24 protein-coding genes and 2 pseudogenes are annotated in these 24,526 nt (G+C 60.9%); 20 read left to right on the top strand and 6 right to left on the bottom strand.

Annotated elements, in window-relative coordinates; genetic code table 11:
* The first annotated feature begins 2 nt into the window (after positions 1 to 2).
* From ACE4QZ_RS12310 to ACE4QZ_RS12300, 3 genes are all read left to right on the top strand, one after another.
* Positions 3 to 704 carry a VIT family protein gene (locus tag ACE4QZ_RS12310; RefSeq protein WP_031322201.1) on the top strand — a complete coding sequence of 234 codons (702 nt, stop codon included), beginning with the start codon at positions 3 to 5 and terminating at the stop codon, positions 702 to 704.
* Between the two features lie 113 nt (positions 705 to 817).
* Positions 818 to 1,294, top strand: coding sequence for a GNAT family N-acetyltransferase (locus tag ACE4QZ_RS12305; protein ID WP_021782911.1), 477 nt, complete (start codon positions 818 to 820; stop codon positions 1,292 to 1,294).
* A gap of 130 nt (positions 1,295 to 1,424) precedes the next feature.
* The gene (locus ACE4QZ_RS12300) at positions 1,425 to 2,090 is read left to right on the top strand and encodes an SOS response-associated peptidase (RefSeq protein ID WP_103469739.1); all 666 of its coding nucleotides are present in this window, start codon (positions 1,425 to 1,427) and stop codon (positions 2,088 to 2,090) included.
* Positions 2,091 to 2,356: 266 nt separating this feature from the next.
* On the opposite strand, the gene ACE4QZ_RS12295 is transcribed toward ACE4QZ_RS12300, so the two are convergent.
* The gene (locus ACE4QZ_RS12295; RefSeq protein ID WP_021782909.1) at positions 2,357 to 2,737 is read right to left on the bottom strand and encodes a cupin domain-containing protein; all 381 of its coding nucleotides are present in this window, start codon (positions 2,735 to 2,737) and stop codon (positions 2,357 to 2,359) included.
* A 108-nt stretch (positions 2,738 to 2,845) separates the two neighbouring features.
* Between ACE4QZ_RS12295 and ACE4QZ_RS12290 the strand changes: the two genes are divergently transcribed.
* Complete coding sequence (locus ACE4QZ_RS12290; protein WP_103462429.1) at positions 2,846 to 3,736, top strand: LysR family transcriptional regulator; 891 nt, start codon at positions 2,846 to 2,848, stop codon at positions 3,734 to 3,736.
* A gap of 400 nt (positions 3,737 to 4,136) precedes the next feature.
* On the opposite strand, the pseudogene ACE4QZ_RS12285 reads toward ACE4QZ_RS12290, so the two are convergent.
* The 3 genes and pseudogenes from ACE4QZ_RS12285 to ACE4QZ_RS12275 all read right to left on the bottom strand — a co-directional run.
* Positions 4,137 to 4,391, bottom strand: a pseudogene (locus ACE4QZ_RS12285) (GrpB family protein); the annotation flags it as partial.
* 81 nt (positions 4,392 to 4,472) lie between these two features.
* Entirely contained in the window at positions 4,473 to 5,015 is a 543-nt protein-coding gene (locus ACE4QZ_RS12280; protein WP_279934740.1) for an AAA family ATPase, read from the bottom strand.
* Between the two features lie 454 nt (positions 5,016 to 5,469).
* Positions 5,470 to 5,583 (bottom strand): DUF2199 domain-containing protein, encoded by a 114-nt coding sequence (locus ACE4QZ_RS12275; protein ID WP_410480448.1) that lies wholly within the window; start codon positions 5,581 to 5,583, stop codon positions 5,470 to 5,472.
* A gap of 304 nt (positions 5,584 to 5,887) precedes the next feature.
* Here ACE4QZ_RS12275 and ACE4QZ_RS12270 point away from each other — a divergent pair, with 304 nt between their 5' ends.
* The 5 genes and pseudogenes from ACE4QZ_RS12270 to ACE4QZ_RS12250 all read left to right on the top strand — a co-directional run bounded on the left by ACE4QZ_RS12270 (position 5,888) and on the right by ACE4QZ_RS12250 (position 9,884).
* Positions 5,888 to 6,172, top strand: a complete 285-nt coding sequence (locus tag ACE4QZ_RS12270; protein ID WP_028697205.1) for a type II toxin-antitoxin system Phd/YefM family antitoxin — start codon at positions 5,888 to 5,890, stop codon at positions 6,170 to 6,172.
* Positions 6,138 to 6,437 (top strand): Txe/YoeB family addiction module toxin, encoded by a 300-nt coding sequence (locus tag ACE4QZ_RS12265; RefSeq protein WP_028697206.1) that lies wholly within the window; start codon positions 6,138 to 6,140, stop codon positions 6,435 to 6,437. Before ACE4QZ_RS12270 ends, ACE4QZ_RS12265 begins: the two co-directional genes overlap by 35 nt.
* Before the next feature lie 165 nt (positions 6,438 to 6,602).
* A pseudogene (locus tag ACE4QZ_RS12260) lies at positions 6,603 to 6,889 on the top strand (site-specific integrase); the annotation flags it as partial.
* 39 nt (positions 6,890 to 6,928) lie between these two features.
* Complete coding sequence (locus ACE4QZ_RS12255) at positions 6,929 to 8,515, top strand: ABC-F family ATPase (RefSeq protein ID WP_003248141.1); 1,587 nt, start codon at positions 6,929 to 6,931, stop codon at positions 8,513 to 8,515.
* 175 nt (positions 8,516 to 8,690) lie between these two features.
* Entirely contained in the window at positions 8,691 to 9,884 is a 1,194-nt protein-coding gene (locus ACE4QZ_RS12250) for an MFS transporter (protein ID WP_279934743.1), read from the top strand.
* Here the strand turns inward: ACE4QZ_RS12250 and ACE4QZ_RS12245 are convergent.
* Positions 9,846 to 10,892, bottom strand: coding sequence for an alpha/beta hydrolase family protein (locus ACE4QZ_RS12245; RefSeq protein ID WP_279934744.1), 1,047 nt, complete (start codon positions 10,890 to 10,892; stop codon positions 9,846 to 9,848). The genes ACE4QZ_RS12250 and ACE4QZ_RS12245 overlap by 39 nt on opposite strands.
* Positions 10,893 to 11,092: 200 nt before the next feature.
* Here ACE4QZ_RS12245 and yghU point away from each other — a divergent pair, with 200 nt between their 5' ends.
* The 7 genes from yghU (at position 11,093) to ACE4QZ_RS12210 (ending at position 19,811) form a co-directional block, all read left to right on the top strand.
* The gene (yghU, locus tag ACE4QZ_RS12240; protein WP_021782419.1) at positions 11,093 to 11,935 is read left to right on the top strand and encodes a glutathione-dependent disulfide-bond oxidoreductase; all 843 of its coding nucleotides are present in this window, start codon (positions 11,093 to 11,095) and stop codon (positions 11,933 to 11,935) included.
* A gap of 193 nt (positions 11,936 to 12,128) precedes the next feature.
* Positions 12,129 to 13,832: an amidase gene (locus tag ACE4QZ_RS12235; protein WP_021782418.1), complete on the top strand. Its 1,704-nt coding sequence runs from the start codon at positions 12,129 to 12,131 to the stop codon at positions 13,830 to 13,832.
* 82 nt (positions 13,833 to 13,914) lie between these two features.
* Entirely contained in the window at positions 13,915 to 14,589 is a 675-nt protein-coding gene (locus ACE4QZ_RS12230) for a transcriptional regulator (RefSeq protein ID WP_021782417.1), read from the top strand.
* A complete protein-coding gene (locus tag ACE4QZ_RS12225) occupies positions 14,586 to 15,503 on the top strand; it encodes a pyridoxal-phosphate dependent enzyme (RefSeq protein ID WP_275966969.1) in 918 nt (305 codons plus the stop codon). The genes ACE4QZ_RS12230 and ACE4QZ_RS12225 overlap by 4 nt, the downstream gene beginning before the upstream one ends.
* Positions 15,504 to 15,687: 184 nt before the next feature.
* Complete coding sequence (nspC, locus tag ACE4QZ_RS12220; protein WP_003248125.1) at positions 15,688 to 16,785, top strand: carboxynorspermidine decarboxylase; 1,098 nt, start codon at positions 15,688 to 15,690, stop codon at positions 16,783 to 16,785.
* A 32-nt stretch (positions 16,786 to 16,817) separates the two neighbouring features.
* On the top strand, positions 16,818 to 18,062 hold the full coding sequence (locus tag ACE4QZ_RS12215; protein WP_021782415.1) for a saccharopine dehydrogenase family protein: 1,245 nt from the start codon (positions 16,818 to 16,820) through the stop codon (positions 18,060 to 18,062).
* Between the two features lie 420 nt (positions 18,063 to 18,482).
* Positions 18,483 to 19,811, top strand: a complete 1,329-nt coding sequence (locus ACE4QZ_RS12210) for an IS110-like element ISPpu9 family transposase (RefSeq protein ID WP_230064507.1) — start codon at positions 18,483 to 18,485, stop codon at positions 19,809 to 19,811.
* Positions 19,812 to 19,888: 77 nt separating this feature from the next.
* Here the strand turns inward: ACE4QZ_RS12210 and ACE4QZ_RS12205 are convergent, their stop codons facing one another.
* Positions 19,889 to 20,935, bottom strand: a complete 1,047-nt coding sequence (locus ACE4QZ_RS12205) for a class I SAM-dependent methyltransferase (protein WP_021782414.1) — start codon at positions 20,933 to 20,935, stop codon at positions 19,889 to 19,891.
* A 243-nt stretch (positions 20,936 to 21,178) separates the two neighbouring features.
* On the opposite strand from ACE4QZ_RS12205, the gene ACE4QZ_RS12200 reads away from it, so the two are divergent.
* From ACE4QZ_RS12200 to ACE4QZ_RS12185, 4 genes are read left to right on the top strand one after another with little or no spacing between them, the layout of a single operon-like run.
* Positions 21,179 to 22,516: a UDP-glucose dehydrogenase family protein gene (locus ACE4QZ_RS12200; protein WP_021782413.1), complete on the top strand. Its 1,338-nt coding sequence runs from the start codon at positions 21,179 to 21,181 to the stop codon at positions 22,514 to 22,516.
* Positions 22,504 to 23,478 carry an NAD-dependent epimerase/dehydratase family protein gene (locus ACE4QZ_RS12195; protein WP_021782412.1) on the top strand — a complete coding sequence of 325 codons (975 nt, stop codon included), beginning with the start codon at positions 22,504 to 22,506 and terminating at the stop codon, positions 23,476 to 23,478. Before ACE4QZ_RS12200 ends, ACE4QZ_RS12195 begins: the two co-directional genes overlap by 13 nt.
* Before the next feature lie 34 nt (positions 23,479 to 23,512).
* On the top strand, positions 23,513 to 24,256 hold the full coding sequence (locus ACE4QZ_RS12190; protein WP_021782411.1) for a glycosyltransferase family 2 protein: 744 nt from the start codon (positions 23,513 to 23,515) through the stop codon (positions 24,254 to 24,256).
* Positions 24,253 to 24,525: a lipid-A-disaccharide synthase N-terminal domain-containing protein gene (locus ACE4QZ_RS12185; RefSeq protein ID WP_021782410.1), complete on the top strand. Its 273-nt coding sequence runs from the start codon at positions 24,253 to 24,255 to the stop codon at positions 24,523 to 24,525. Before ACE4QZ_RS12190 ends, ACE4QZ_RS12185 begins: the two co-directional genes overlap by 4 nt.
* Position 24,526: the final 1 nt, after the last annotated feature.

Raw genomic sequence — 24,526 nt, 5'->3', positions numbered from 1 at the left:
CAGTGAAATTCATGCACAGACACACTGAGGCACACAGAAGCGATCGTATCGGCTGGTTGCGCGCCGCTGTCCTGGGTGCCAACGACGGCATTGTCTCTACCGCCAGCCTGCTGATAGGCGTCGCGGCCGCCGACGCCAGCCATGCCACGTTGCTGGTCACCGGAATGGCGGGGCTGATGGCCGGGGCCATGTCCATGGCCGCTGGCGAGTACATTTCGGTACATTCCCAGGCCGATACCGAACGGGCGGACTTGTCCCGCGAACGGGCAGAACTGGCCAGAGACCCGAAAGCTGAGCACATCGAACTCGCCAACATCTACATACATCGCGGGGTAGCACCCGAGCTGGCGCATCAAGTGGCCGATCAACTGATGGCTCATGACGCATTGGGCGCCCACGCGCGGGACGAACTGGGCATCAGCACCACGCTCGCCGCCAAACCCTTGCAAGCCGCCCTGGCGTCCGCCGCCAGTTTCGTGGTGGGCGCCGCCTTGCCACTGGCGGTGACTTTTGTCGCGCCGGAGCACAGCGTGGTGCCTTGGATATCGGGCATGTCATTGGTATTTCTCGGGTCATTGGGGGCTATTGCCGCCAAGACTGGCGGGGCCAGCATCATGACGGGCGCCTGTCGGGTGACCGTCTGGGGGGCGCTGGCCATGGGCGTCACGGCTCTGGTGGGCCGCTTGTTTGGCGCGGTGGTCTAGCGTAAGAAGCGGACCTCAGGCCGTGCAGTCGGCGGCCTATGAATCGATCCGCACTGGTGCAGTTCGGCCAGGGCGCTATACATCAGGTTTAAAGCGGTTTGAAAAGGCACATCATGCAACTGCATTTCCGACCTCTCAGCGACGCCTCCATCGCTGACATCATCGCGCTCAACAACAATCCCGATGTCTTACGCCAAATGCCCTTGGGTCGTCCCGACTTTGACGAAAGCAAGTGCAAGGTGTGGGTCGCCCAAAAAGAGGCCCAATGGGCACTGAATGGCTATGGTCCCTGGGCTTTTTTCGTTGAAGATGAATTCGCCGGCTGGGGTGGCCTGCAGCAGGAAGACGGTGACGCTGATCTTGCCTTGGTGCTTCATCCAGACTACTGGGGGCTTGGCAGAGTGATTTTCGATGAGATCGTACGGCGCGCTTTCCAGGAGATGGGGCTTGAGTCGATCACCCTGTTGCTTCCACCAACCAGAACACGAATCAAAGGTATTCTTCGCCTGGGGTTTCGCCTTGACGGAGAGGTGGATATCGACGGCACGCCCTTCTCGCGCTATCGGCTACTCGCCACTGCAAAACATTGACGTGTTGGCTGGATCGCCGGGGCACGCCCCCTGCCCTTTTTGGATTGCGGTATACCCATCCGTCAGCCGCATGACGCGCTGGGTGGCGATACACCCAAGCGCTATGCTTGCTCAGGCAGGAGGGCCGCGCATGTGTGGAAGGTTGAGCCAGTACCGAGGCATACACGATTTTGTCGAAACCCTGAGCCTGCCAGAGGCCTGGCGGAACAACGTCGGCGACCAGCCACTTGGCCGGTACAACGTCGCGCCGACCACGCCGGTGGCAGTGCTGCGAATGGATGAGGCGGGCCCGCGGGCGGACCTGGTGAGATGGGGATGGCGGCCCCATTGGGCGACCGACCGTGCTGCGCCGATCAACGCCAGGGTCGAAAAGGTGACACACGGCCCCTTCTTCCGGGCAATCTGGCCGCACCGAGGCATAACGCCGATCGACGGCTGGTATGAATGGGTCGATGAAGGCGGACCGAAGAAACAGCCGTACTACATCCGACGCTGCGACGGGCGCCCTTCCCTTTGCGCCAGCATCGGCCAGTTCGCTGGCGGCGAGCATGATGGGTTCGTCATCATTACGGCCGATGCCCAGGGCGGAATGGTAGATGTGCACGACCGCAGGCCAGTGGTTTTGGCCCCAGACCTTGCGCGTGAGTGGATGCAAACCACGACGCCGGGCGAACAGGCCGAGCAGATGGCGCTCAACCTGGGCGAGCCAGCCGAGGCCTTCGAGTGGTATCGAGTGAGCACAGCCATTGGCAATGTGCGCAACCAAGGTGCCGAACTGATACAGCCGCTTCAGTGATGCGGTAGTAAGTTCTTCCGGCTCGAGTACCGGCAGCGCAACATCACCGAACGGATGTTTGGCTGGCTGAAAGAGAGGCGCCCTCACGAAAACGCATCAGTTGGTTCGCGAATTGGTCCGAAGGGCTTCGCCCAGCGCCTATGCCGCTCCGGCATAACATGCTCCACGCAGGTGCATGCTCTGCCGGCAGATTGTAGCGTCAATCATCCAAAGACCTGGTTGAGCGCCTAAATCTCGAATGTGAAAACATGGGCGCTGTCATTGAATCAAGCTGGATACAATTGATCATCTATCGAGACTGTAAGTGGCGAACGTTCTCCGCCGGTATGGAGTGTGGTATCCGTTTCAATCAACATGACCGCACATTCATCTTCGGCGATCGGTTTGTGTCGCACCCGTTTGGGAATAATGCAAAACTCCCCTGCATTCAAGACAATGGTGCGATCTTCGAGCTGAATGCAAAGCGTGCCATAGATTACTGAAAACATCTCGTCTTCATGTTCGTGCGCATGCCAAACAAATTCTCCTTTCAGTTTTGCAATTTTGACGAACTGGTTATTGACGCGACCGAGGACTCGGGGCTTCCAGTATTCTGTGAGCGTATCCAGTTCATTTCGTAGGTTGATGCTATCCAAGGTGTTGATCATTCTTGCTCATGTCCATGTGTCAGTCTGTGCCTTGCAATCTAAAGAGGAGCGTGAACTTTGAGTAGCGACGAATTATAATGCCGCTATTAACACTGCTAATGGCTTGACATGAACAAAACTCACAACCTTGATCTGGCACTGCTCAGAGCCTTCGTCGAGGTGGCGGATACTGGGAGCATGAGCGTTGCGTCAGTCAACCTGCACCTGACACAAGGTGCTGTTAGCCAGCGAATCAAACGTCTGGAGGCATTCCTCGACTGCCAGTTATTGCTGCGTGATACACAGGGCAGTCGTCTGACGGGTAAGGGAAAATCGCTGCTGCCAGACGCCCGTCGTCTGCTACGAATGCATGACGCTTTCTGTGCCTCCATTGGTGGAAGGGAATCAGCAGCCTCGGTGCGCCTTGGGCTCCCCTTCGATATGGCCGGAGCCCCGCTTGCCCACTTGCTCAAAGCTTTTAGTAATGCCTTTCCGAGGGTCGAGGTAAAGATCTTCAGCGCTTCTTCGACGGATCTCGACCAAGCGTTCACCAACGGCAAACTCGATCTGGTGATCAGTCAAGGCCCGACCAACGTCGAATTGGGCGAACGGTTGGCTGTGGATCAACTGGTATGGTTGGGCAACGAGGTAACAGCAGCACAGCGGCCATTGGCACTGTGCTTTCTGACTGCGAATTGTGCCTTTCGCGATACCGTTTTCCAGCGTCTGGACGAAGAAGGTATTGTTGGAAAGATGGTGTTCGAAAATGCATCAGCCGATACCACATTGACCATGGTTCGCAATGGGCTTGCGGTTACGCCTTGGCTGCAACGCCTAGCGCCCGAAGATATCATCCTGCCATTGCCGGATTGTGGGCTACCGACACTGCCCGAATTCGCGGTACGGTTGCAGTCGTTGGATGATGCTACTCGTCCTGTTTCTGATCTTGCCGATCTTATCAGGGATCATTTCAAGCGCTCAGATATCTCACTCGCCGAAAAAACGGTAGGCATTAGTTAAAGCGCCCCACATGCGTTGAGTTCGGTGGGGGCCTTGAGGTGTTCATCATGAGATTTTTGGCGCCTGCCAGATCGAGCGCCGCCCGCGCGGCGCATCGCGAGCTGCGCTCGCTCCTACGTTTGTTTCGGGCCAGTCATGCCTGTGACAGGCGCGCGCGACCGCCTGGTTTGTACCACGCGCTACTGAGCCATGCGCCAAGGCGTTCGCGCGCAAAATCCTCAGGAACAATTGGCCCGTAACAAACGTAGGAGCGAGCGCAGCTCGCGATGCGCCGCGCGGGCGGCGCTCGATCTGGCAGGCGCCAAAAACCTCATGACGAACAATTCCAGGCCCCACCGAACCCAACGCCATGATCGGGGGTCCGCATCTCGCCAACATTGCGGCGGTAGAAGTGGTGTCATTCCGACAGGTCACTGCCGCGCACATAGCCCAACGTCAGCAACACCTCGTCTCGCGCTGCCTCATTGCGATGCTCTGAAACCTCGACCAGCACATCGATCTCAGGCTTGGCTGCAAGTTGCGGTACAGCCGTGCTGCCTACATGGTGAATGGCGAGAAGCTCATCGCCGAATACCGAGGCCAGCAGCACTTTAACCGCCTCATACCGTTGCGGCCATGCGGTATCGTAAGCCGTGATCTTGCTGGTCAGCGCCATGAGGGCCTCCTTGGGCAAGTGAAAATGTCCTGATGCGCCTACACGGCAGGCGCCTGCCGCCACTCAAGCGCGATCTGGCATCTAATGACCTTGCACAACCTGATCAGGCTGCGTGCCCATACTCGCGAGAAAAACATCGGTATCCCGATTGGTTCGTAGGCAGACCACGCGACAGCCCGACGGGGCCGTCGCCACGAATCGCTTTATCGCCTCCCGAGACGAGTTTTTCGTCCGCCACATGAACCTGAAAAACTCCGGCAGGTTGGCCAGCAACTCCGGACAGTTGTCCGGTAAGTCAGGCCGGGATCGACCGCGGTTTAACACCGTTCTGAGGAGCACGCGCCAGAATCGAAGCGGAGCCGAGCGATCAATCCATATCAACATGTCAGCGCGGGCCAGCCGGTTGTTCCATGTGGTCGAATGCCCGCCTTCGAAGATCCAGCGCTCACGGGCCTCGACCTCATGACAAAGACGCGTCTTCTCGTCCCGGCTCCGCTCGACCCACCCTGGCTGCCAATGAATCGTGTCGATGTGCACGACCGGCAAGCCAGTGCGCTCGCCAAGCTTGCGCGCCAGGGTACTTTTCCCAGCCCCTGGCTGACCAATAATCATCACCCGCTGCATTCAAGCTCCCTCTCGCCATGCCTGCTGAATTTTGGGCGCGCGATTCTACGGCAATGGGCGACGCGGTCAACTGCAAGCGCACTCATGCTCTGGGCGTCCTTCACAAGTCGGCAGCTGATCACTGCTCAAGTGGTGTAACTCATCATGGCGCTGGCCACTGAGTTCGCCGTTTGGGTGATCACGGCCGACAGCTTGGCTTGAGGATTATCGCTGACCGTCTCGAAAGCCTTCAATTGCATGTAGCGTCTTTGCAGGCGCCACGCGTCGTTCTGCACGCGGATCGCCGCAGAGAGACTGCCTGGGGCCTGGTAGTCGGCCCTGTCAGCCGCAATTGAGCGTGAAGGCCGTTGGTGTCACCAAAAGTCGGTATGGAGTTGGCAAGGGATACGGAAAACGGTGGTTCAGAGGACTGATGGGGGGCATCCCACTGCTCGTAGATACGTTCAAAATCTGGTTACATGAGTTCGACCCATACCCCCCCGCTATAGGGCTCATCACGCTGCAATACGGGAAGAGGTAGCGTTGCCCGGACAAAGAATCGTTCGGCGGAAAACAAGCTCAATGTCATCGCTGGCGTGTTCCTTTCCGCACTCATTGCAGATCATCTCAAAAGCTCCCGTTGCATCTACCGGTTTAATGCCTTGTACAACGTTAGGGACAATGGCTGCGGTTGCCAGCGACGGCTGGATCCATCTGGACACCTTTGGCCTGTGGCTACTGGAATGACGATTCTGATCCAGATGAGAGAACACTGTGAGTCACTACGGAGCCGCTGTGCGGGCCGACTGGCTTCACTTTCTTAGTACTTTGGGCGTCGCCTGTGGCGGTCCAAAGAGCAACCCTTACCCGGGCAGAGCCCGGAGGATGGACAAATGCACGTACTGACTTTTAGCCAGGCACGCGCCGAACTGAAGCAGACAATGGATGATGTTTGCCGGGACCATGAGCCCGCCGTAATCACGCGACAGCGTGGCGAACCCGTAGTGATAATGTCCCTGGAGGACTACAACGGGATGAACGAGACCATTCACCTGTTGGGATCGTCCAAAAACGCTTCGCGCTTGCGCTCATCCATCGATCAGCTCCGGGACGGCCAGGCCTTGGCGAAGGAGCTGGACCTCAATGAGCAAGAACCAGAAGCAGCGGAACAAGGATGAAGCCCGCGACAAGGTAAGCGTGAAGTTCACCAAAGAGGGCTGGGAGGATTACTGTCACTGGCAGAGTGCCGACCTCACCATACTTGGCAACGTCAACCGCCTGATTGACGTGTGTCTACGCACCCCCTTCACGGGTATTGGCAAGCCTGAGCCGCTGAAAGGCGATTTATCTGGCGTGTGGTCCCGTCGCATCACCCGTGAGCACCGTCTGGTCTACTTCTTCGAGGCCGGTATGCTCACCGTTCTGCAATGCCGCTACCACTAAAACGACTAAAGCACTGTACTGTGCTGTGCGCGAGCTGCCTCCGCCACTGTTACAAGGGCGGTCGGTGAACGAAATCACACGCGCGGTCGTTTGGCGCTGGGTGTCCAGTTCTTAGGGATAGGCTATCCGCAGGCTCACGCAGAGGTGCACTACCGCGCTGCACGGGAATCGCCGTTCCTCTTGCCGCCCGGTAATAATGGGGAGCACGTCAAGCAGATGTCGGACCTGCACCACCAGTAGCGGCCAATCCTGAAAGGTTTGGGCATCAGGTACCGCCCCCGTATAACTGCCGCCACACCTATGCGACAATATGCTCAATGTCTGGTCTCAACCCCGCATTTATCGCCCAACAGCTCGGGCAAGGCGTGCAGATGCTCTTATCGACTTATGCGCGCTGGATTAACTCGTCTAACGACTGGCAGGAGCTGGATAAGCTCCAAATTGGTCCGTAGCTGCGAAGAAGCCACGTAAGTTATTGATAGGTAAGCTCCTTGATCTCCACCGCTAACATCACCATGCAGTTCGGCTCCAAGCCACTGTTCGAAAACGTTTCCGTCAAATTCAACAACGGCAACCGCTACGGCCTGATCGGCGCCAACGGTTGCGGCAAGTCGACCTTCATGAAAATCCTCGGCGGCGATCTGGAGCCGTCCGCAGGCCAGGTCATGCTCGAGCCGAATACCCGCCTGGGCAAGCTGCGTCAGGACCAGTTCGCCTACGAGGAATTCACCGTGATCGACACGGTGATCATGGGCCACGGCCAGCTGTGGAAAGTCAAAGCCGAGCGTGACCGTATCTACTCGCTGCCGGAAATGACCGAAGAAGACGGCATGGCCGTCGCCGAGCTGGAAACCGAATTCGCCGAAATGGACGGCTACACCGCCGAGTCCCGCGCCGGTGAACTGCTGCTGGGCCTGGGTATTCCACTGGACCAGCACTTCGGCCCGATGAGCGAAGTGGCACCGGGCTGGAAGCTGCGTGTACTGCTGGCCCAGGCGCTGTTCTCGGACCCGGACGTGCTGCTGCTCGACGAACCGACCAACCACCTGGACATCAACACCATCCGCTGGCTCGAAACGATCCTCACGGCGCGTAACAGCACCATGATCATCATTTCCCACGACCGGCACTTCCTCAACAGCGTCTGCACCCACATGGCTGACCTGGATTACGGTGAGCTGCGCCTGTTCCCGGGCAACTATGACGAGTACATGACCGCAGCCACCCAGTCGCGTGAGCAGCTGCTGTCGGACAACGCCAAGAAGAAAGCCCAGATCGCCGAGCTGCAAACCTTCGTCAGCCGCTTCTCGGCCAACGCCTCCAAAGCCAAGCAGGCCACTTCACGTGCCAAGCAGATCGACAAGATCCAGCTGGCCGAGGTCAAGCCGTCCAGCCGCGTCAGCCCGTTCATTCGCTTCGAACAGACGAAAAAACTGCACCGCCAGGCTGTGGTCGTCGAGAAAATGGCCAAAGCCTTCGACGACAAGGTGCTGTTCAAGAACTTCGACATCACCGTCGAAGCGGGCGAGCGCGTTGCGATCATCGGCCCCAACGGTATTGGCAAGACCACCCTGCTGCGCACCCTGGTCGGCGAGATGACCCCGGATGCCGGTTCGGTAAAGTGGACCGACAGCGCCGAAGTGGGCTACTACGCCCAGGACCACGCCCACGACTTCGAAGACGACATGAGCCTGTTCGACTGGATGGGCCAGTGGACCTCTGGCGAGCAGGTGATCCGCGGCACCCTGGGGCGCATGCTGTTCTCCAACGACGAGATCCTCAAGTCGGTGAAGGTGATTTCCGGTGGTGAACAAGGTCGCATGCTGTTCGGCAAGCTGATCCTGCAGAAGCCGAACGTGCTGGTGATGGACGAGCCGACCAACCACCTGGACATGGAATCGATCGAAGCGCTGAACCTGGCGCTGGAAAACTACCCGGGTACCCTGCTGTTCGTCAGCCACGACCGTGAGTTCGTGTCGTCGCTGGCCACGCGCATCATCGAGCTGTCGGCCGATGGTGTGGTGGACTTCAGCGGTACTTACGATGACTACCTGCGTAGCCAGGGTGTGCTGGTCTGATTGAAGGCCAAGGCCTGACCACCTTGTGTGGCTAGGCCTCTTCGCGGGCTTGCCCGCGAAGCCCCCCTCCCACCGACTGACACTACCCGACGAATAATTCGTTAGCCTGCTTTCTTTTACTTCGCGCACCAGCCATGATGGGTCCACGCCCAACCGCCCGCCCGCGAAAGAGCCCATGACCGCGCAACAACCTGCCCCCGCCAGTAACACGCTGCACATCACCCTGCAGATCCTGTCGATCGTTTTCTATACCTTCATTGCCTTCCTCTGCATCGGCCTGCCGATTGCGGTACTGCCCAGCTATGTGCACGACCAACTCGGCTTTGGCGCAGTAGTCGCCGGTGTAACGATTGGCCTGCAGTATCTGGCCACGCTGCTGAGCCGCCCGTTTGCAGGGAGGGTGGCGGACACCTTGGGAGGGAAACAGGCCATCCGCTTTGGCCTGCTGGGGATTGCCGGTTGTGGGGTGTTGACGTTGCTGTCAGCCTGGACCCTCACCTTACCGCTGCTGAGCCTGGCACTGCTGCTCGGTGGACGTTTGCTGCTGGGCATCGCCCAAGGGCTGATCGGCGTGGCCACCTTGAGCTGGGGCATCAGCCAGGTCGGCCCCGAGCACACTGCCAGGGTTATCTCGTGGAACGGTATCGCCTCCTATGGCGCGATCGCCATCGGTGCGCCAGTTGGCGTGCTGGCCGTGGACGGGCTGGACTTCAGCGTGCTGGGGCCGGCTTTGCTGGTGCTGGCAACCCTTGCCCTGCTGGTGCTTCGCAAGCGCCCCGACGTGGTCGTGGTACGCGGCGAGCGCCTGCCCTTCTGGTCGGCGTTCGGCCGGGTTGCCCCGTGCGGTCTGGGTTTGACCCTGGCCTCGATCGGTTACGGCACCCTGACCACCTTCGTCACCTTGTATTACCTCGAGCGCGGCTGGGCCGGCGCGGCCTGGTGCCTGAGTGCATTTGGCGTGTGCTTCATCATCTCGCGGCTGCTGTTCGTCAACGCGGTCAACCGCTTTGGCGGCTACAACGTGGCGGTCGCCTGCATGGCCACCGAAGTGCTCGGCCTGAGCCTTCTGTGGCTGGCGCCCTCGCCGCCCTGGGCGCTGGTTGGCGCCGGGCTGACCGGTTTCGGGCTGTCGCTGGTGTACCCGGCATTGGGCGTGGAGGCGATCAGGCAAGTCCCCAGCAGCAGCCGCGGTGCGGGGCTGGGTGCCTATGCAGTGTTCTTCGACATGGCCTTGGCCATTGCCGGCCCAGTGATGGGGGCCGTCGCTGCGCACCTGGGGTATGCCTCGATCTTCTGCGTGGCTGCCCTGCTCGCCTTGGCCGGGGTCGGCCTAACGTTGTTGCTGGCGCGGCGCGCCCGTCGCAGCTGAACGCTCAGCCGGCGCTGGCGCACCCAGCGCCTGGCTGAAGAACGCCGCCGTTTCTCGCTGCAGCGAGCGATGGATATGCCGGCGGTCGACGCCGTCGGCATCCTTGCACAGCGCCACCATCCGCGCGTACTGCTCGGCATCGCAACGGGCCATGAACACGAAGTGCCCGGCACCGGCCAACAGGCGGTAGTCCGGTGTGACCGGGAGTTTGCGGGCCAGAGCCTCGGCATTACGGTCCACAGCCACAAGCTGATCGCTGTCGCCACTGTAGATCAGCACGGGTACCTGCACCCCGGCCAAGGCATGGCGCCCGAACAACAGGCTCAGCGGCGCCATCAACATGACCGCACCCACCCGCGGGTCGGTCTGAGGCGCCAGTTCGCTGCGGTCGGCAATCAGTATGCCGTGGGTTTTGCAGGCGTCTGCGTCCTTCGGGCGCTCCAGGCAGTACCGATGCAGGCGGTCCAGATCAGGGCGTGCGCCAGACAGGATCAACGCGGTTTCTCCGCCGGCCGAGTAGCCGATAACACCCACCTTGCCTTCGTTCAGATAAGGCCCGACCACCCTATCAGCGCGCGCTGCGGTGATCGCCGCGCTGAGTTGTAGCGGCCGTCCATAAAGGTTGCTCAGGGTGCCAAGGCGACTGTGGTCGCGCACGTTGTCCCCCGGGTGCACAACCGCCACCACCACGAACCCTTGCCGCGCCAGCGACGTGGCCAGGTAATGCAGGGCCAATGGGCTGCCCGTATTGCCGTGAGACAGCACCAGCAACGGGAATCGGCCCATGGCGACGGGCGCCTCTTCGGCCACATCGACGGGATACCCGTCTATTCGGCTGCGACGGGTCTTGCCAATGGCCGGGTAGAACGCAAGCGCTTGCATTGGGCGGCTATCGACTGGGTCGGTCAAGGTCATAGGGTGCAGGCCGGCAACCCATGGCGCGGCCTCGGCGCGGGCCAACAGGCCGCCGAGCAGGACCAGCGCCAACACGCAGCGTGCAATGGTCATCGGCCAGCGGTTCCTTGCAGGACGAGGAGATAGCTCAGCATAAAGACGGCCGGGCTCGTGCCGGATGAAAACTGGATGAAACCGCCGTCATGCATGTTGCGCCGGCGCCCCGTGCATTTGCGTATCGTATCGAACCCGTGGCATAGATGCAGGTCCACGTTGTTACGTGACGTTCTCGCGCCATTGAAGGAGATTCATGCATGAGCAAGCCTGCCTATGTGCCACCCAAAGTCTGGCGCAACGACGCAGCCTCCGGCGGCCAGTTCGCCAGCATCAACCGCCCGGTAGCCGGCCCGACTCACGACAAGGACCTGCCGCTGGGCAAGCACCCGCTGCAGCTGTATTCCCTGGCCACGCCCAATGGCGTCAAGGTCACCATTGCCCTTGAGGAGCTGCTTGCCCTGGGTCACGCCGGTGCCGAATACGATGCCTGGCTGATTCGCATCGGCGAGGGTGATCAGTTTTCCAGTGGCTTCGTCCAGGTCAACCCCAACTCGAAGATTCCTGCCCTGCTCGACCGTAGCGTGGAGCCGCCGGTGCGGGTGTTCGAGTCAGGCTCGATCCTGCTGTACCTGGCTGAGAAGTTCGCAGCTTTGCTGCCAAAATCGCCGGCTGCGCGCACCGAAAGCCTGAACTGGTTGTTCTGGCAGATGGGTGCGGCGCCTTACCTGGGCGGTGGCTTTGGCCACTTCTACGTGTATGCACCAGAAAAGTTCGAGTACGCCATCAACCGCTTCACCATGGAGGCCAAACGTCAGCTGGACGTACTTGATCGTCGCTTGGCCGAAAGCCGTTATCTGGGCGGCGAGGAATACAGTATTGCCGATATTGCCGTGTGGCCTTGGTATGGCCAGCTGGTACGCGGCAACCTGTATGACGCCGCACAGTTCCTGGCGGTTGACGAGTACCCGAACGTACAGCGCTGGGCCGAGGAAATTGCCCTGCGCCCTGCGGTGCAGCGCGGTACACGGGTGAACCGTACCTGGGGAGATGAAAACAGCCAGGTGCCGGAGCGCCATAGCGCCGCAGACCTGGCCGGTTGACGCATACGGTGTGGGGGCGGCCTTTGTCAACAAAAGGCCGCCCCGGCAAAGGACCGCGTAATGCCTGTTAATGCCCCCCGACAATGCCCCCCTGCATAAAACCATTTGCCCCTGCGCAAACCTGCGCCCACCAAGCCCTTCTTGTACACTCCTCGCATTAGCCCCTACCTGCACATTTTTTTTTGGTGAACGCATGATCGAGGTAACCGAGGTTTCCATTGCCGAGCTGCGCGACGCGCTCGAGTCGGGCCGCACGACGGCGGTCGAGCTGGTCAAGGCCTACCTGGCACGTATCGACGCCTACGATGGCGCCGACACCGCCACTGCCCTCAACGCCGTAGTGGTACGCAACCCGGAGGCGCTGAAAGAAGCCGAGGCCTCCGACGCTCGCCGTGCCAAGGGCCAGGTGCTTAGCCCGCTGGACGGTATCCCCTACACCGCCAAGGACAGCTACCTGGTCAAAGGTTTGACTGCCGCCTCCGGCAGCCCTGCCTTCAAGGACCTGGTCGCCCAGCGCGACGCCTTCACCATCGAGCGCCTGCGCGCCGCCGGAGCCGTGTGCCTGGGCAAGACCAACATGCCGCCCATGGCTAACGGTGGCATGCAGCGCGGCGTCTATGGCCGCGCCGAAAGCCCGTACAACGCCAACTACCTGACCGCGCCCTTCGCCTCGGGCTCGTCCAACGGTGCCGGCACCGCCACCGCAGCCAGTTTCAGCGCCTTTGGCCTGGCCGAAGAAACCTGGTCCAGCGGCCGTGGCCCGGCGTCCAACAACGGCCTGTGTGCCTACACCCCGTCGCGCGGAGTGATTTCGGTGCGTGGCAACTGGCCGCTGACGCCGACCATGGACGTGGTGGTGCCCTATGCCCGCACCATGGCCGACCTGCTGGAAATCCTCGACGTGGTGGTCGCCGATGACGCCGACAAGCGCGGCGACCTGTGGCGCCTGCAGCCGTGGGTGCCGATCCCGGCTGCCTCGACGGTACGTCCGACGTCTTACCTTGACCTGGCGGCGGATGCCAGCGCGCTCAAGGGCAAGCGCTTTGGCGTACCACGCATGTATATAAATGCCGACCCCGAAGCAGGCACCTCCGAAAAACCGGGCATCGGCGGGCCGACCGGCCAACGCATCAACACCCGCGCTACGGTGATCGACCTGTGGCAACAAGCACGCCAGGCCTTGGAAGCAGCGGGTGCCGAAGTACTGGAAGTGGACTTCCCGCTGGTGTCCAACTGTGAAGGTGACCGCCCAGGCGCGCCGACCGTGTACAACCGTGGCATCGTCAGCAAAGCGTTCCTGCATGACGAACTGTGGGAACTGTCGGGCTGGGCCTTTGACGACTTCCTGCGCGCCAACGATGACCCCAAGCTTAACCGCCTGGCCGATGTCGACGGGCTGAAGATCTTCCCGCACGACCCGGGCACCTTGCCCAACCGTGAAGACGACCTGGCTGCCGGCATGGACGAGTACGTCAACATGGCCAAACGCGGTCTGAAGACCTGGGACCAGATCGAAACACTGCCCGACGGCCTGCGCGGCCTGGAGCAGACCCGCAAGCTGGACCTGGAAGACTGGATGGACAAGCTGGGCCTGGACGCGGTGCTGTTCCCCACCGTAGCCGACGTTGGCCCGGCCGATGCCGATATCAACCCGGTATCGGCGGACATCGCCTGGAGCAACGGTATCTGGGTAGCCAACGGCAACCTGGCAATCCGTCACCTGGGCGTTCCGACCGTGACCGTGCCGATGGGCGTGATGGCCGATATCGGTATGCCGGTGGGGCTGACCTTTGCCGGGAAGGCCTATAGCGACAACGCGCTGCTGAGTTTTGCTGCCGCCTTCGAGTCGACCGGCTCGCGCCGGATGATCCCGCCGCGCACGCCGGCGCTTGGCTGAGTCTTACAGGGCCCCTAAAAGCAGATCGCGAATTTCAACCATATGTGTAAAAATACACAAACAGTTGATTTTGCGATCTGCCATGCCTATCACCCCCAGCGAAGAACGCCAACTCACCCTCACCGTGCTCAAGGCCGCCATCCAGGCCCTGGGCAGCGTTGCCGCGCGCAACATGGAAATTCTCCTGCACGACCTTGACCACCCCGAGCACTCGGTGGTGGCGATCGTCAATGGTCATCTTTCCGGCCGCAGCCTGGGCAGCCCGATCCTCGCCGCACCGGAGCAGGACCAGGGTTTCAAGGCACTGATGCAGGCCTCGGCCGACCAGCACGGCTGTGAGCCGGTGGTGCTGCCCGATTACCCCACTACGCTCAAAGGCCGCACGCTACGAAGTGCCACGGCAATTTTCCGTGACAGCAGCGGCCACCCGTTCGCCAGCCTGTGCGTCAACACCGACGTCACCGGCCTCGATGCTGCCATGAGCTTTCTCCAGCAGTTGCAGCCGCTGGGGGCCATACCGGCGGTCAACGAACCAGCCGACATGGAGCTGCTGATGAGCGAGATCATCCAGGCCGCCCTGCATCGCAGCGGCCAGGGGCGAATGAACAAACAGGCCAAGGTCGAGGCCGTGCGCGTCATGCAGGAACGCGGCCTGTTCATCGTCAAGGGCGGCGTCGAGAAGGCTGCCAGCGCCCTCGGCGTGACGCGCTACACCATTTACAACTACCTCGAGCAACTACGCGGAGCCAGCCAATGACCTTGCACATTCATACACCCCTGATCGAATCGCGCCCGCTGTCGTTGGCTGCCGGCCGTAATATCTGGCTCAAGCTCGACGCCCTGCAACCCTGCGGTTCGTTCAAACTGCGCGGTGTAGGCCACGCCTGCGAGGTACACCAGGCGCTCGGTGCCCGGCACTTTGTGTCCTCGTCAGGCGGCAATGCCGGTTTGGCAGTCGCCTACGCCGGACGCAAGCTGGGGGTGCCGGTGACCGTGGTGGTACCCGAAACCACCACCGAACGGGCCAAGGAGCTGCTGCACCTGGAAAACGCCAAGGTGGTGGTGCACGGCAGTTCCTGGCAAGAGGCCAACGCCCTGGCACAGACACTAGTAGGCCCGAACGATGCCTTCATCCACCCATTCGACGACCCACTGCTGTGGGCCGGGCATGCCAGCCTGGTGGATGAAGTGGCCGAAGCCGGCCTGAAGCCGGACGCGGTGGTGTTGTCAGTCGGCGGTGGCGGCTTGCTCAGCGGCGTGGTGGAGGGCCTGAAGCGCAATGGCTGGGGCGACGTGCCGGTGCTGGCGGTAGAAACCGAGGGCGCGGCGTCGCTGCATGCGGCCATGCAGGCCGGCCATTCGGTGGAGCTGGAGCGTATCGCCTCGGTGGCGACGTCGCTGGGGGCCAAGCGTGTGGCTGATCAGGCGCTGATATGCGTGCAGCAGCATCCGGTGCACAGCCACCTGGTCAGCGATCGCGCAGCGCTGGAGGCCTGTGAGCGGTTCCTGCTGGACCACCGTGTGCTGGTCGAGCCCGCGTGCGGGGCGGCGCTGGCAGTGGCCTATGATGCCAAGGCACTGGGCGCCTTGCGCAATGTACTGGTGGTGGTCTGTGGCGGCGCTACCGCAACACTGGAGCAGATCAGGGCGTGGCTGCAGCAGGCAGACTGAAGCTGCCATCTGTCGGGGGTGATTACGACAGTCACATGCACCTGATCTACTAGGCTCGCCGCAACCGAAAAGCCCTCGCAATCGCGTCAACCCTGACGAAATGCGTATCCCGCCCTTTCGGTCTGCGGCAAGTGAAGGCACAATGCGTGTCCTTTTTTTGGCCGGCCTGGCCGGGGGCCTTTAAATGATCAAGACGCCGTATTACCTCATCGATAAAACCAAGCTGCTCAGCAACATGGAGAAGATCGCCTACGTGCGCGAACACTCCGGTGCCAAGGCGCTGCTCGCCCTCAAGTGCTTCGCCACCTGGTCGGTGTTCGACCTGATGCAGCAGTACATGGACGGCACCACCTCGTCCTCCCTGTTCGAGCTCAAGCTCGGCCGCCAGAAGTTCGCCGGCGAAACCCATGCCTATAGCGTGGCCTGGGCCGACGACGAGGTCGAGGAGATGCTTGAGAACTGCGACAAGATCATCTTCAACTCAATCGGCCAGCTGCAGCGCTTTGCCGAACAGTCCGAAGGCAAAGTGCGTGGTCTGCGCGTCAACCCGCAGGTCAGCAGCTCCGACTACCTGCTGGCCGACCCGGCCCGCCCGTTCAGCCGCCTGGGCGAATGGGACCCGGCCAAGATCGAGCAGGTGATCGAACAGATTTCCGGTTTCATGTTCCACAACAACTGCGAGAACGGTGACTTCGGCCTGTTCGACAAGATGCTCACGCACATCGAAGAGCGTTTCGGCCACCTGCTGCACAAGGTCGAGTGGGTCAGCCTTGGTGGCGGCATTCACTTCACCGGTGAAGACTATGCAGTGGACGCCTTCTGCGCGCGCCTGAAGGCGTTCTCGGAAAAATACGGCGTGCAGGTATACCTGGAGCCCGGCGAAGCAGCCATCACCAACAGCGCCTCGCTGGAAGTGACCGTGCTCGATACCCTGTACAACGGCAAGCACCTGGCCGTGGTCGACAGCTCGATCGAAGCGCACCTGCTCGACCTGCTGATCTACCGCCTCAACGCCAAGATGGCCCCCAATGACGGCGAGCATACCTACATGGTCTGCGGCAAGTCATGCCTGGCCGGTGATATCTTCGGCGAGTACCAATTCGACCGTCCGCTGGCCATTGGCGATCGCCTGTCGTTCATCGACACGGCGGGTTACACCATGGTCAAGAAAAACTGGTTCAACGGGCTGAAGATGCCTTCCATCGTGGTCAAGCAGCTCGACGGCAGCGTCGAAGTCGTCCGCGAGTTCGGTTTCGAAGACTACGTTTCCAGCCTGTCGTAAGACCGGCTTTCAAGTAAGGAGCAAAAGGTAAATTGAAGAAGAACGTTCTTATCATTGGTGCAGGAGGTGTCGCCAAGGTGGTGGCCCACAAGTGCGCGCAGCATAACGACGAACTGGGTCGTATCGCTATCGCGTCACGGAACATCTCCAAATGCCAGGCCATCATCGACAGCGTCAAGGCCAAGGGTAGCCTCAAGGTGCCCGCCGACATCCAGGCCTTCTCGCTCAATGCCCTCGATGTCGAGGCAACCAAGGCACTGATCCGCGAAACCGAATCGCAGATTGTGATCAATGTGGGTTCCGCCTTCCTCAACATGTCGGTGCTGCGTGCCTGCATCGATACGGGTGCCGCCTATCTGGACACCGCCATCCACGAAGAGCCGGGCAAGATCTGCGAGACCCCGCCGTGGTACGGCAACTACGAGTGGAAACACCTCGAAGAGTGCCAGGCCAAGAACATTACCGCCATTCTCGGCGTCGGATTCGACCCGGGTGTGGTGAACAGCTACGCCAAGCTGGCGCAGCAGCAATATTTCGACAGCATTGATTCGATCGATATTCTCGACGTCAATGCCGGTTCCCATGGCAAGTACTTTGCCACCAACTTCGACCCGGAAATCAACTTCCGCGAGTTCACCGGACAAGTGTGGAGCTGGCAGAACAGCCAGTGGACCAGCAACACCATGTTCGAGGTCAAGCGTACCGACGACCTGCCAGTGGTAGGCTCGCAAAACCTGTACCTGACCGGCCACGATGAAGTTCACTCGATTTCGAAGAACCTCAATGTACCGAACGTGCGCTTCTGGATGAGCTTCGGCGAGCACTACATCAACGTGTTCACTGTTCTGAAAAACCTGGGCCTGCTCAGCGAGCAGCCGGTGAAAACCGCCGAAGGCCTGGAAGTGGTGCCGCTGAAAGTGGTCAAGGCCGTACTGCCAGACCCAGCCTCGCTGGCCCCTGGCTACACCGGCAAGACCTGCATCGGTGACCTGGTCAAAGGCACCAAGGATGGCCAGCCGCGCGAAGTGTTCATCTACAACGTGGCTGACCACGAAGAAGCCTACGCCGAGACCGACAGCCAGGGCATTTCCTACACCGCCGGCGTACCACCAGTGGCTGCCGCCCTGCTGGTTGCCCGTGGCGAGTGGGATGCCAAGCGCATGGTCAACGTCGAGGAGTTGCCAGCCGAGCCGTTCCTCAAGGCGCTGGACGTGATGGGCCTGCCGACCCGCGTCAAAGATGAAAAAGGCGATCGTCCTTGGGACGCTGAAGCCTAAGCAACAAACAGAAGGGGCGCCACATGGCGCCCCTTCTGCTTTCCAGGTCCAGGATCGTCACAGGCCTGAAACAAGCACGTAACCTGTGGGAGATCACCCAGCCCTTCCGGGCTGCGCTGTCGCGCAGCAAACATGAGGTGTACGGCTTTAGATCCGCAGCGACGCTGACATTTTGAAAAAGAAAAGGCGGTTGGCCCGGTAGGGCCAGCCGCCTTTTGCTTTGTTAGGGTTCGTGTGCGCGGGACAGAGATCGTAGCCAGCACTGGTGTGTGTCCGCACACCCGCGTGGGAGAGTGATCCGCACGGTATCGGCGTGAAGTCCCTGTAGGCATCAGCTGATTCAGCTGTGACCACGTATGAGAGAGTGAACCCTTTCGCCACCGTGTGCCCCGCGCGCCCTTTATCCTGCGAGGATTCATCATGGCGCGCAAGCCTTCCAAGCAACGCTTTACCGTCGTCCATCCCGATTGCGCAGCGATCGATGTCGGTGGTCGAGAGCATTTCGTGGCGGTCGATCCCCGGCACGAAAATCCCGTCCAGTCGTTCACGTCCTTTACTGACGACCTGCTCAAGATGGCTAACTGGCTTGAAAGCCTGGGGATCAAGGTCGTTGCCATGGAATCCACGGGGGTTTATTGGATTCCAATTTACGAGATTCTCAGCGAGCGCGGTTTTGAGGTTTATCTCGTCAATGCCAGAGCAACTCGGCAAATCACGGGCCGTAAATCAGATGTGCTGGATTGCCAGTGGATTTGGCAGCTGATGACTCATGGACTGCTCAGAGGCGCATTCCGCCCCGATGATCTGACCTGCTGCGTCCGGTCATTGGTCAGGCAGCGTGCTTCCAAAGTGAAAGACCAGGCGCAGACGCTGAACCGGATGCAAAAGGCCATGAGCCAAATGAACATCCAGCTGGCCAATGTCATCAGTGATATTTCCGGCGTAACTGGCATGAAGATTTTGCGAGCCATCTGCGCAGGTGAACGGGACCCAGTGCAACTGGCTGAACTGACCGACCGCCGCATCAAGGCAGGCAAGGAGGCTGTCGCTCGGAGTCTTCATGGCAATTGGCGACGCGAGCATTTGCATGCGCTAACTCAGGAATTGGCTGCCTATGACTTCCTGGAGCAGCAAATTGCTGATTGTGACGACGCCATAAAAGCCGCGTTAGAGCAGTTGCCGGTGCTGCAAAACAAGCCAGAGCCATCCAATAAGCCTTTACGGAGCCCGCACCGAAACGGTGCCCAACAGACTGAACTGCATCAGACATTATGGAAAGTTCTTGGCGTGGACCTAACCGCAATTCCAACCATTGGGGTGGACACTGCATTAGTGCTGGCAGGGGAGATCGGTACAGATCTATCACGTTTCCCGTCCTCACAGCACTTCTGCTCTTGGTTGGGACTGGCTCCCCCTACTCGAATTTCCGGCGGTCATCGACTGGCAGGTGGTGGGCCAAAAATAGTCAATCGAGCAGCTCAAGCACTCAAGCAGGCTGCATCCAATGCCCGTAACGACAAGGGTTTCATTGGTGCATCGCACCGAGCCAGACTGACTCGAATGGATACCAGCTGCGCCATCAAGGCCACTGCGCATCAGTTGGCACGTCTGGTGTACAACCTTTTAACCAAGAAGCAGGCTTATGTTGAAAAAGGTCTTGAGGAGTTCGAAACCAGAAGCCAGGACCGGCAGGTCCGGGCTTTGCTCCGCAAAGCCCGGAAACTGGGGTATCAGCTGGTGGCCGCTTGAGTGCTTAGAAAACAGTGGGTTGTATTTTGTTTGATGAGAGCGGGCAAGCCCGCGAAGAGGCCGGCGCAGGCTTACCTCTACTTGCGGGCCTCCAGAATCAGGTTGAACGGCGTCTGCGTCGCCCGGCGGAACCTGCTGAACCCCGCCTCCTCGAAGACGGCCCGCAAGCGCGCTTCTCCGGCCTGTGCGCCCAGCCCGAGGCCCACCTCCTGCGACAGCGAATTCGGCGTGCAGATGAAGGTAGACGCGGCATAGAACAACCGTCCGACCGGTGTCAGGTTACCCTCCAGCGAGTCCTCGGCATAAGGCTCTACCAGCATGACCGTGCCATCCGCCTTCAAAGCACGGTAGGCATGCCGGGCTGCCCCGACCGGGTCACCCATGTCGTGCAGGCAATCGAAGAAACACACCAGGTCATGGTCATGCCCCGGATAGTCCTTGGCGCTGGCCTGCTGGAAGCTCACCCGCGCCTCCAGCCCCGCTTCACGTGCACGCTCGTTGGCGGTTGCGATCGAAGGCTCATGATAGTCGTACCCCACGAAGGTCGACGCCGGAAACGCCTGCGCCATCACCAGCGTCGAGGCACCATGACCGCACCCCACGTCCGCCACCTTGGCGCCCGCCTGCAGCTTGGCCACCACACCCTCCAGCGCCGGCAGCCAATCCGCCACCAGAAAGGTGCGATACCCCGGCCGGAAAAACCGCTCGGTACCACTGAACATGCACGGGTGGTGATCGCCCCAGGCCAGCCCGCCATCGCCACGCATGGCGGCTACCAGCTTGTCCTTGTCATGGAACAGCGCTGCCACCACTGCCGCGCCGCCGGCCATGTAGGCCGGGGAGTCCTCCAGCGCCAGGGCCATGGCCTGTTCCTCAGGCAGCACGAAATGGCCCTTCTCATGGACCATGTAACCCGAGGCCGCCTGGGCATTCAACCATTCGCGCACCAGCCGCGGGTGGCAGCCGGTCTTTTCCGCCAGTTGCTCCGGGGTGACCGCCTGGCTGTCCGCCAAGGCCCGGTACAGCCCCAGTTCATCGCCGAGGATGACGTTGGCCAGCGTCGCCGCTGCGCCCATGTCGCTCACCAGCTTGCCCATGAAATCGTGAAGCTTTGCCTCGTCCATGACCTGCCCTCCTCTGCAAGAAGGCCATCGCCAGCGAGGGACGTCCACTCCGGGGAGGCGGTGGTCGGTTCAAGGGTGTCGGTTCGCGGTACGATTCGCTACCGCGAGCTGTCAGTAAGTTTAGATGCTCTGCCTGGGCACCGTGGAATAACGGCCTCATGGCCCACGAAACATCCTTCAGGTAACAATTCCTAAACAACGATGTGACATTTTTTTTCAGCTTTCTTATCAAGGAGCTGTCAAATGAAGGTCACGGTTTTCGGAACCGGCTACGTCGGCCTGACCCAGGCGGTGTGTCTGGCCCAGGTGGGCCATTCGGTGCTGTGCATGGATGTCGATGCCGATCGGGTTGCCAGCCTGAGTGAAGGACATTGCCCGATCTTCGAGCCCGGCCTTGCGCCGCTGCTGAAGAAGAACCTCGCCTGCGGTCGCCTGTCCTTCACCACCGACGCCGCAGCGGCCGCCAACTATGCCAGGTTGCAGTTCATTGCCGTCGGAACCCCGCCGCAAGCCGACGGCAGCGCCGACCTGAAGCATGTTTTTGCCGTGGTCGACAGCATCCTCGAACATGCCGACGGGCCCAAAGTGATCGTCAACAAGTCCACCGTGCCGGTGGGTACGGTACACCGCATCAAGGCTCGCATCGCCCAGGCCGTGGCCGATACCAGCCGCTTCCAGGTGATCAGCAACCCGGAGTTTCTCAAGGAAGGCTCTGCGGTGGATGACTGCATGCGCCCCGAACGCATCATCATCGGCGGCGCAGAGGCGCCCGAAGTGGAGTTGCTACGCGAGCTTTACCTGCCGTTCAGCCGCAACCGCGAAAAGCTTATGGTCATGGACGCGCGCAGCGCCGAGCTGACAAAGTACGCGGCCAACTGCATGCTGGCCACCAAGATTTCCTTCATCAACGAAATCGCCAACCTGGCCGAGCACCTGGGGGCCGACATCGAAATGGTGCGCCGTGGCATCGGCTCGGACCCGCGCATCGGTTATGACTTCATCTACGCCGGCTGCGGTTTTGGCGGTTCTTGCTTCCCCAAAGACCTGCAAGCTCTGCGCCACAGTGCCGAGGCAGAAGGCTTCGAGACACAGTTGCTGCGCGCAGTAGAGTCGGTCAACGAGCAGCAGAAGGGCCGGCTGTTCAGCAAGATCCAGCGCCACTACCCCGGCGGCCTGCGGGGCAAGGTGTTTGCCCTGTGGGGGTTGTCGTTCAAGCCCAATACCAATGATATCCGCGAAGCCTCCAGCCGGGTCTTGCTGGAAGCGTTGTGGGCCGCGGGTGCGCGGGTCCAGGCCCACGACCCTCAGGCCATGGAAGAAATCCGGCGCCACTACGGCCCGCGTGCCGACTTGCAACTGGTGCCCTGCAAGGACGATGCATTAAAGGGCGCAGATGCCTTGGTGATCGTCACCGAGTGGCAGGACTACCGCGTACTCAATCTGGACAAGGTGCCGCAGCAGTTGACCGACCGGGTGGTGTTCGACGGGCGCAACCTGTTCGAGCCCGAGCACATGGCCGCCGCCGGCCTGACTTATTACGGGATCGGCCGTGGCCAGGTGCAGCCAGTATGCCCGTACTGATTACCGGTGTGGCAGGTTTCATTGGCTACCACGTGGCGCGGCGCCTGTGCGAGGCCGGCATCGAAGTGGTCGGTATCGACAACCTTAATGCCTACTACAGCGTCGAGCTCAAGCGGGCGCGCCTGCAGGCGTTGTTCGGTTTTTCCAGCTTCCACTTCCATACCCTCGACATCGCCAACCCTGCCGATTTGCAACCGCTGTTCGCCAGGCAGGCGTTCAGCGAGGTGATCCACCTGGCAGCCCAGGCCGGCGTGCGCTATTCACTGGACAACCCTGGTGCCTACGGGCAGGCCAACCTGGTTGGTTTCCTCAATGTTCTCGAGGCCTGCCGAGCGCAGCCACCACGCCACTTGATCTACGCCTCCAGCAGCTCCGTGTACGGGGCCAATGCCAAGCTGCCGTTCAGCATCGACGACCCGGTCGAGCAGCCAGTGTCGCTCTATGCCGCCAGCAAGCGCGCCAATGAACTGATGGCGCACAGCTACGCGCACCTGTACCGCCTGCCGACCACCGGCCTGCGTTTTTTTACCGTCTATGGCCCCTGGGGCCGCCCCGACATGGCGCTGTTCAAGTTCACCCGCGCCATGCTCGAAGGCCGGCCGATAGCGCTTTACAACAACGGCCTGATGGGCCGCGACTTCACCTACATCGACGACATCGTCGAGAGCATCGTGCGCCTGCGCCTGAAACCGCCCCGCCCGGTCGAAGGGAAACCACCCTGCCAACTGTTCAATATCGGCCGCGGTCAGCCGGTAAGGCTGCTGCACTTTGTCGACTGCCTGGAGGACGCCTTGGGTATCAAGGCCCAGCGCGACTACCTACCGCTGCAAGCGGGGGACGTACTGGAAACCTGGGCCGACGTAAGCTCACTGACACGCTGGATCGACTTCTCCCCTGGCACGTCGCTGGAACATGGCGTCAACGCCTTCGTTGGTTGGTACCGGGGTTTCTACCGGGTTTGATCCACGCACTCACAACACGATCACAGGTAGCCTCATGAGCGATCCACTTGACCTCTCGGTACTCATCCCCGCCAAGAACGAGGTCGACAACCTGCCGTCACTGCTGATGGAGATTCGTGCTGCACTCACGGCCGAAGACTACGAAGTGTTGGTGGTCGACGACGGCAGCAGCGACGGCACCCTGAACGTACTGCAACAACTGAAAAGCCAGGGCTACAGGCAATTGCGCATCCTGCGTCACGACCGTTCGCTGGGCCAGAGCACCTCGCTGTGGCATGCCGCCCAGGTGGCCCGTGGCCACTGGCTGGCGACCCTGGATGGCGACGGCCAGAACGACCCGGCAGACATCCCCGGCATGCTAGCCCTGGTGCGCGCCAGCCAGAACCTGGCCGGCGGCGTCAAGTTGGTGGCAGGGCACCGGGTCAACCGGCGTGACAGCGCCAGCAAGCGCTGGGCCTCGCGCTTTGCCAACGGCCTACGCAGCCGCCTGCTCAAGGATGCCACGCCCGACACCGGCTGCGGGCTGAAGCTGATCGAGCGGGCAGCCTTCCTGCACCTGCCCTACTTCGACCACATGCACCGCTACATTCCGGCACTGATCCTGCGCCACAACGGCCGCATGCTGGTGCACCCGGTCAACCACCGGCCACGCCACGCCGGTGTCTCCAAGTACGGCAACCTGGACCGCGCCCTGGTCGGCATCCTCGACTTGTTCGGGGTGTGGTGGCTAATCCGCCGCACCCGCCTGCACAGCCGCCCGCAGGAGCTTGAAGGATGACCCGCGAAACCCTCTGGCTGATCATCGGCTTCGCGGGTCAGGCCGTTTTCACCGGGCGCTTCGTGCTGCAGTGGCTGTACAGCGAACTCAAACGCCGTAGCGTGATCCCGGTGGGCTTCTGGTACCTGAGCATGCTCGGCAGCGCGCTACTGCTGACTTACGCCATCTACCGCCAGGACCCGGTCTTCATTATCGGCCAAAGCTTCGGCTTTCTGGTCTACCTGCGCAACCTGCAACTGATTGCCCGTCACCAGCACCTGAAGGAATAGC

Source organism: Pseudomonas sp. DCA-1, assembly GCF_046523955.1.
In the GTDB taxonomy this organism is placed as follows: Bacteria; Pseudomonadota; Gammaproteobacteria; order Pseudomonadales; family Pseudomonadaceae; genus Aquipseudomonas; species Aquipseudomonas putida_Y.
This window is presented reverse-complemented; position numbering and strand designations above follow the sequence as displayed.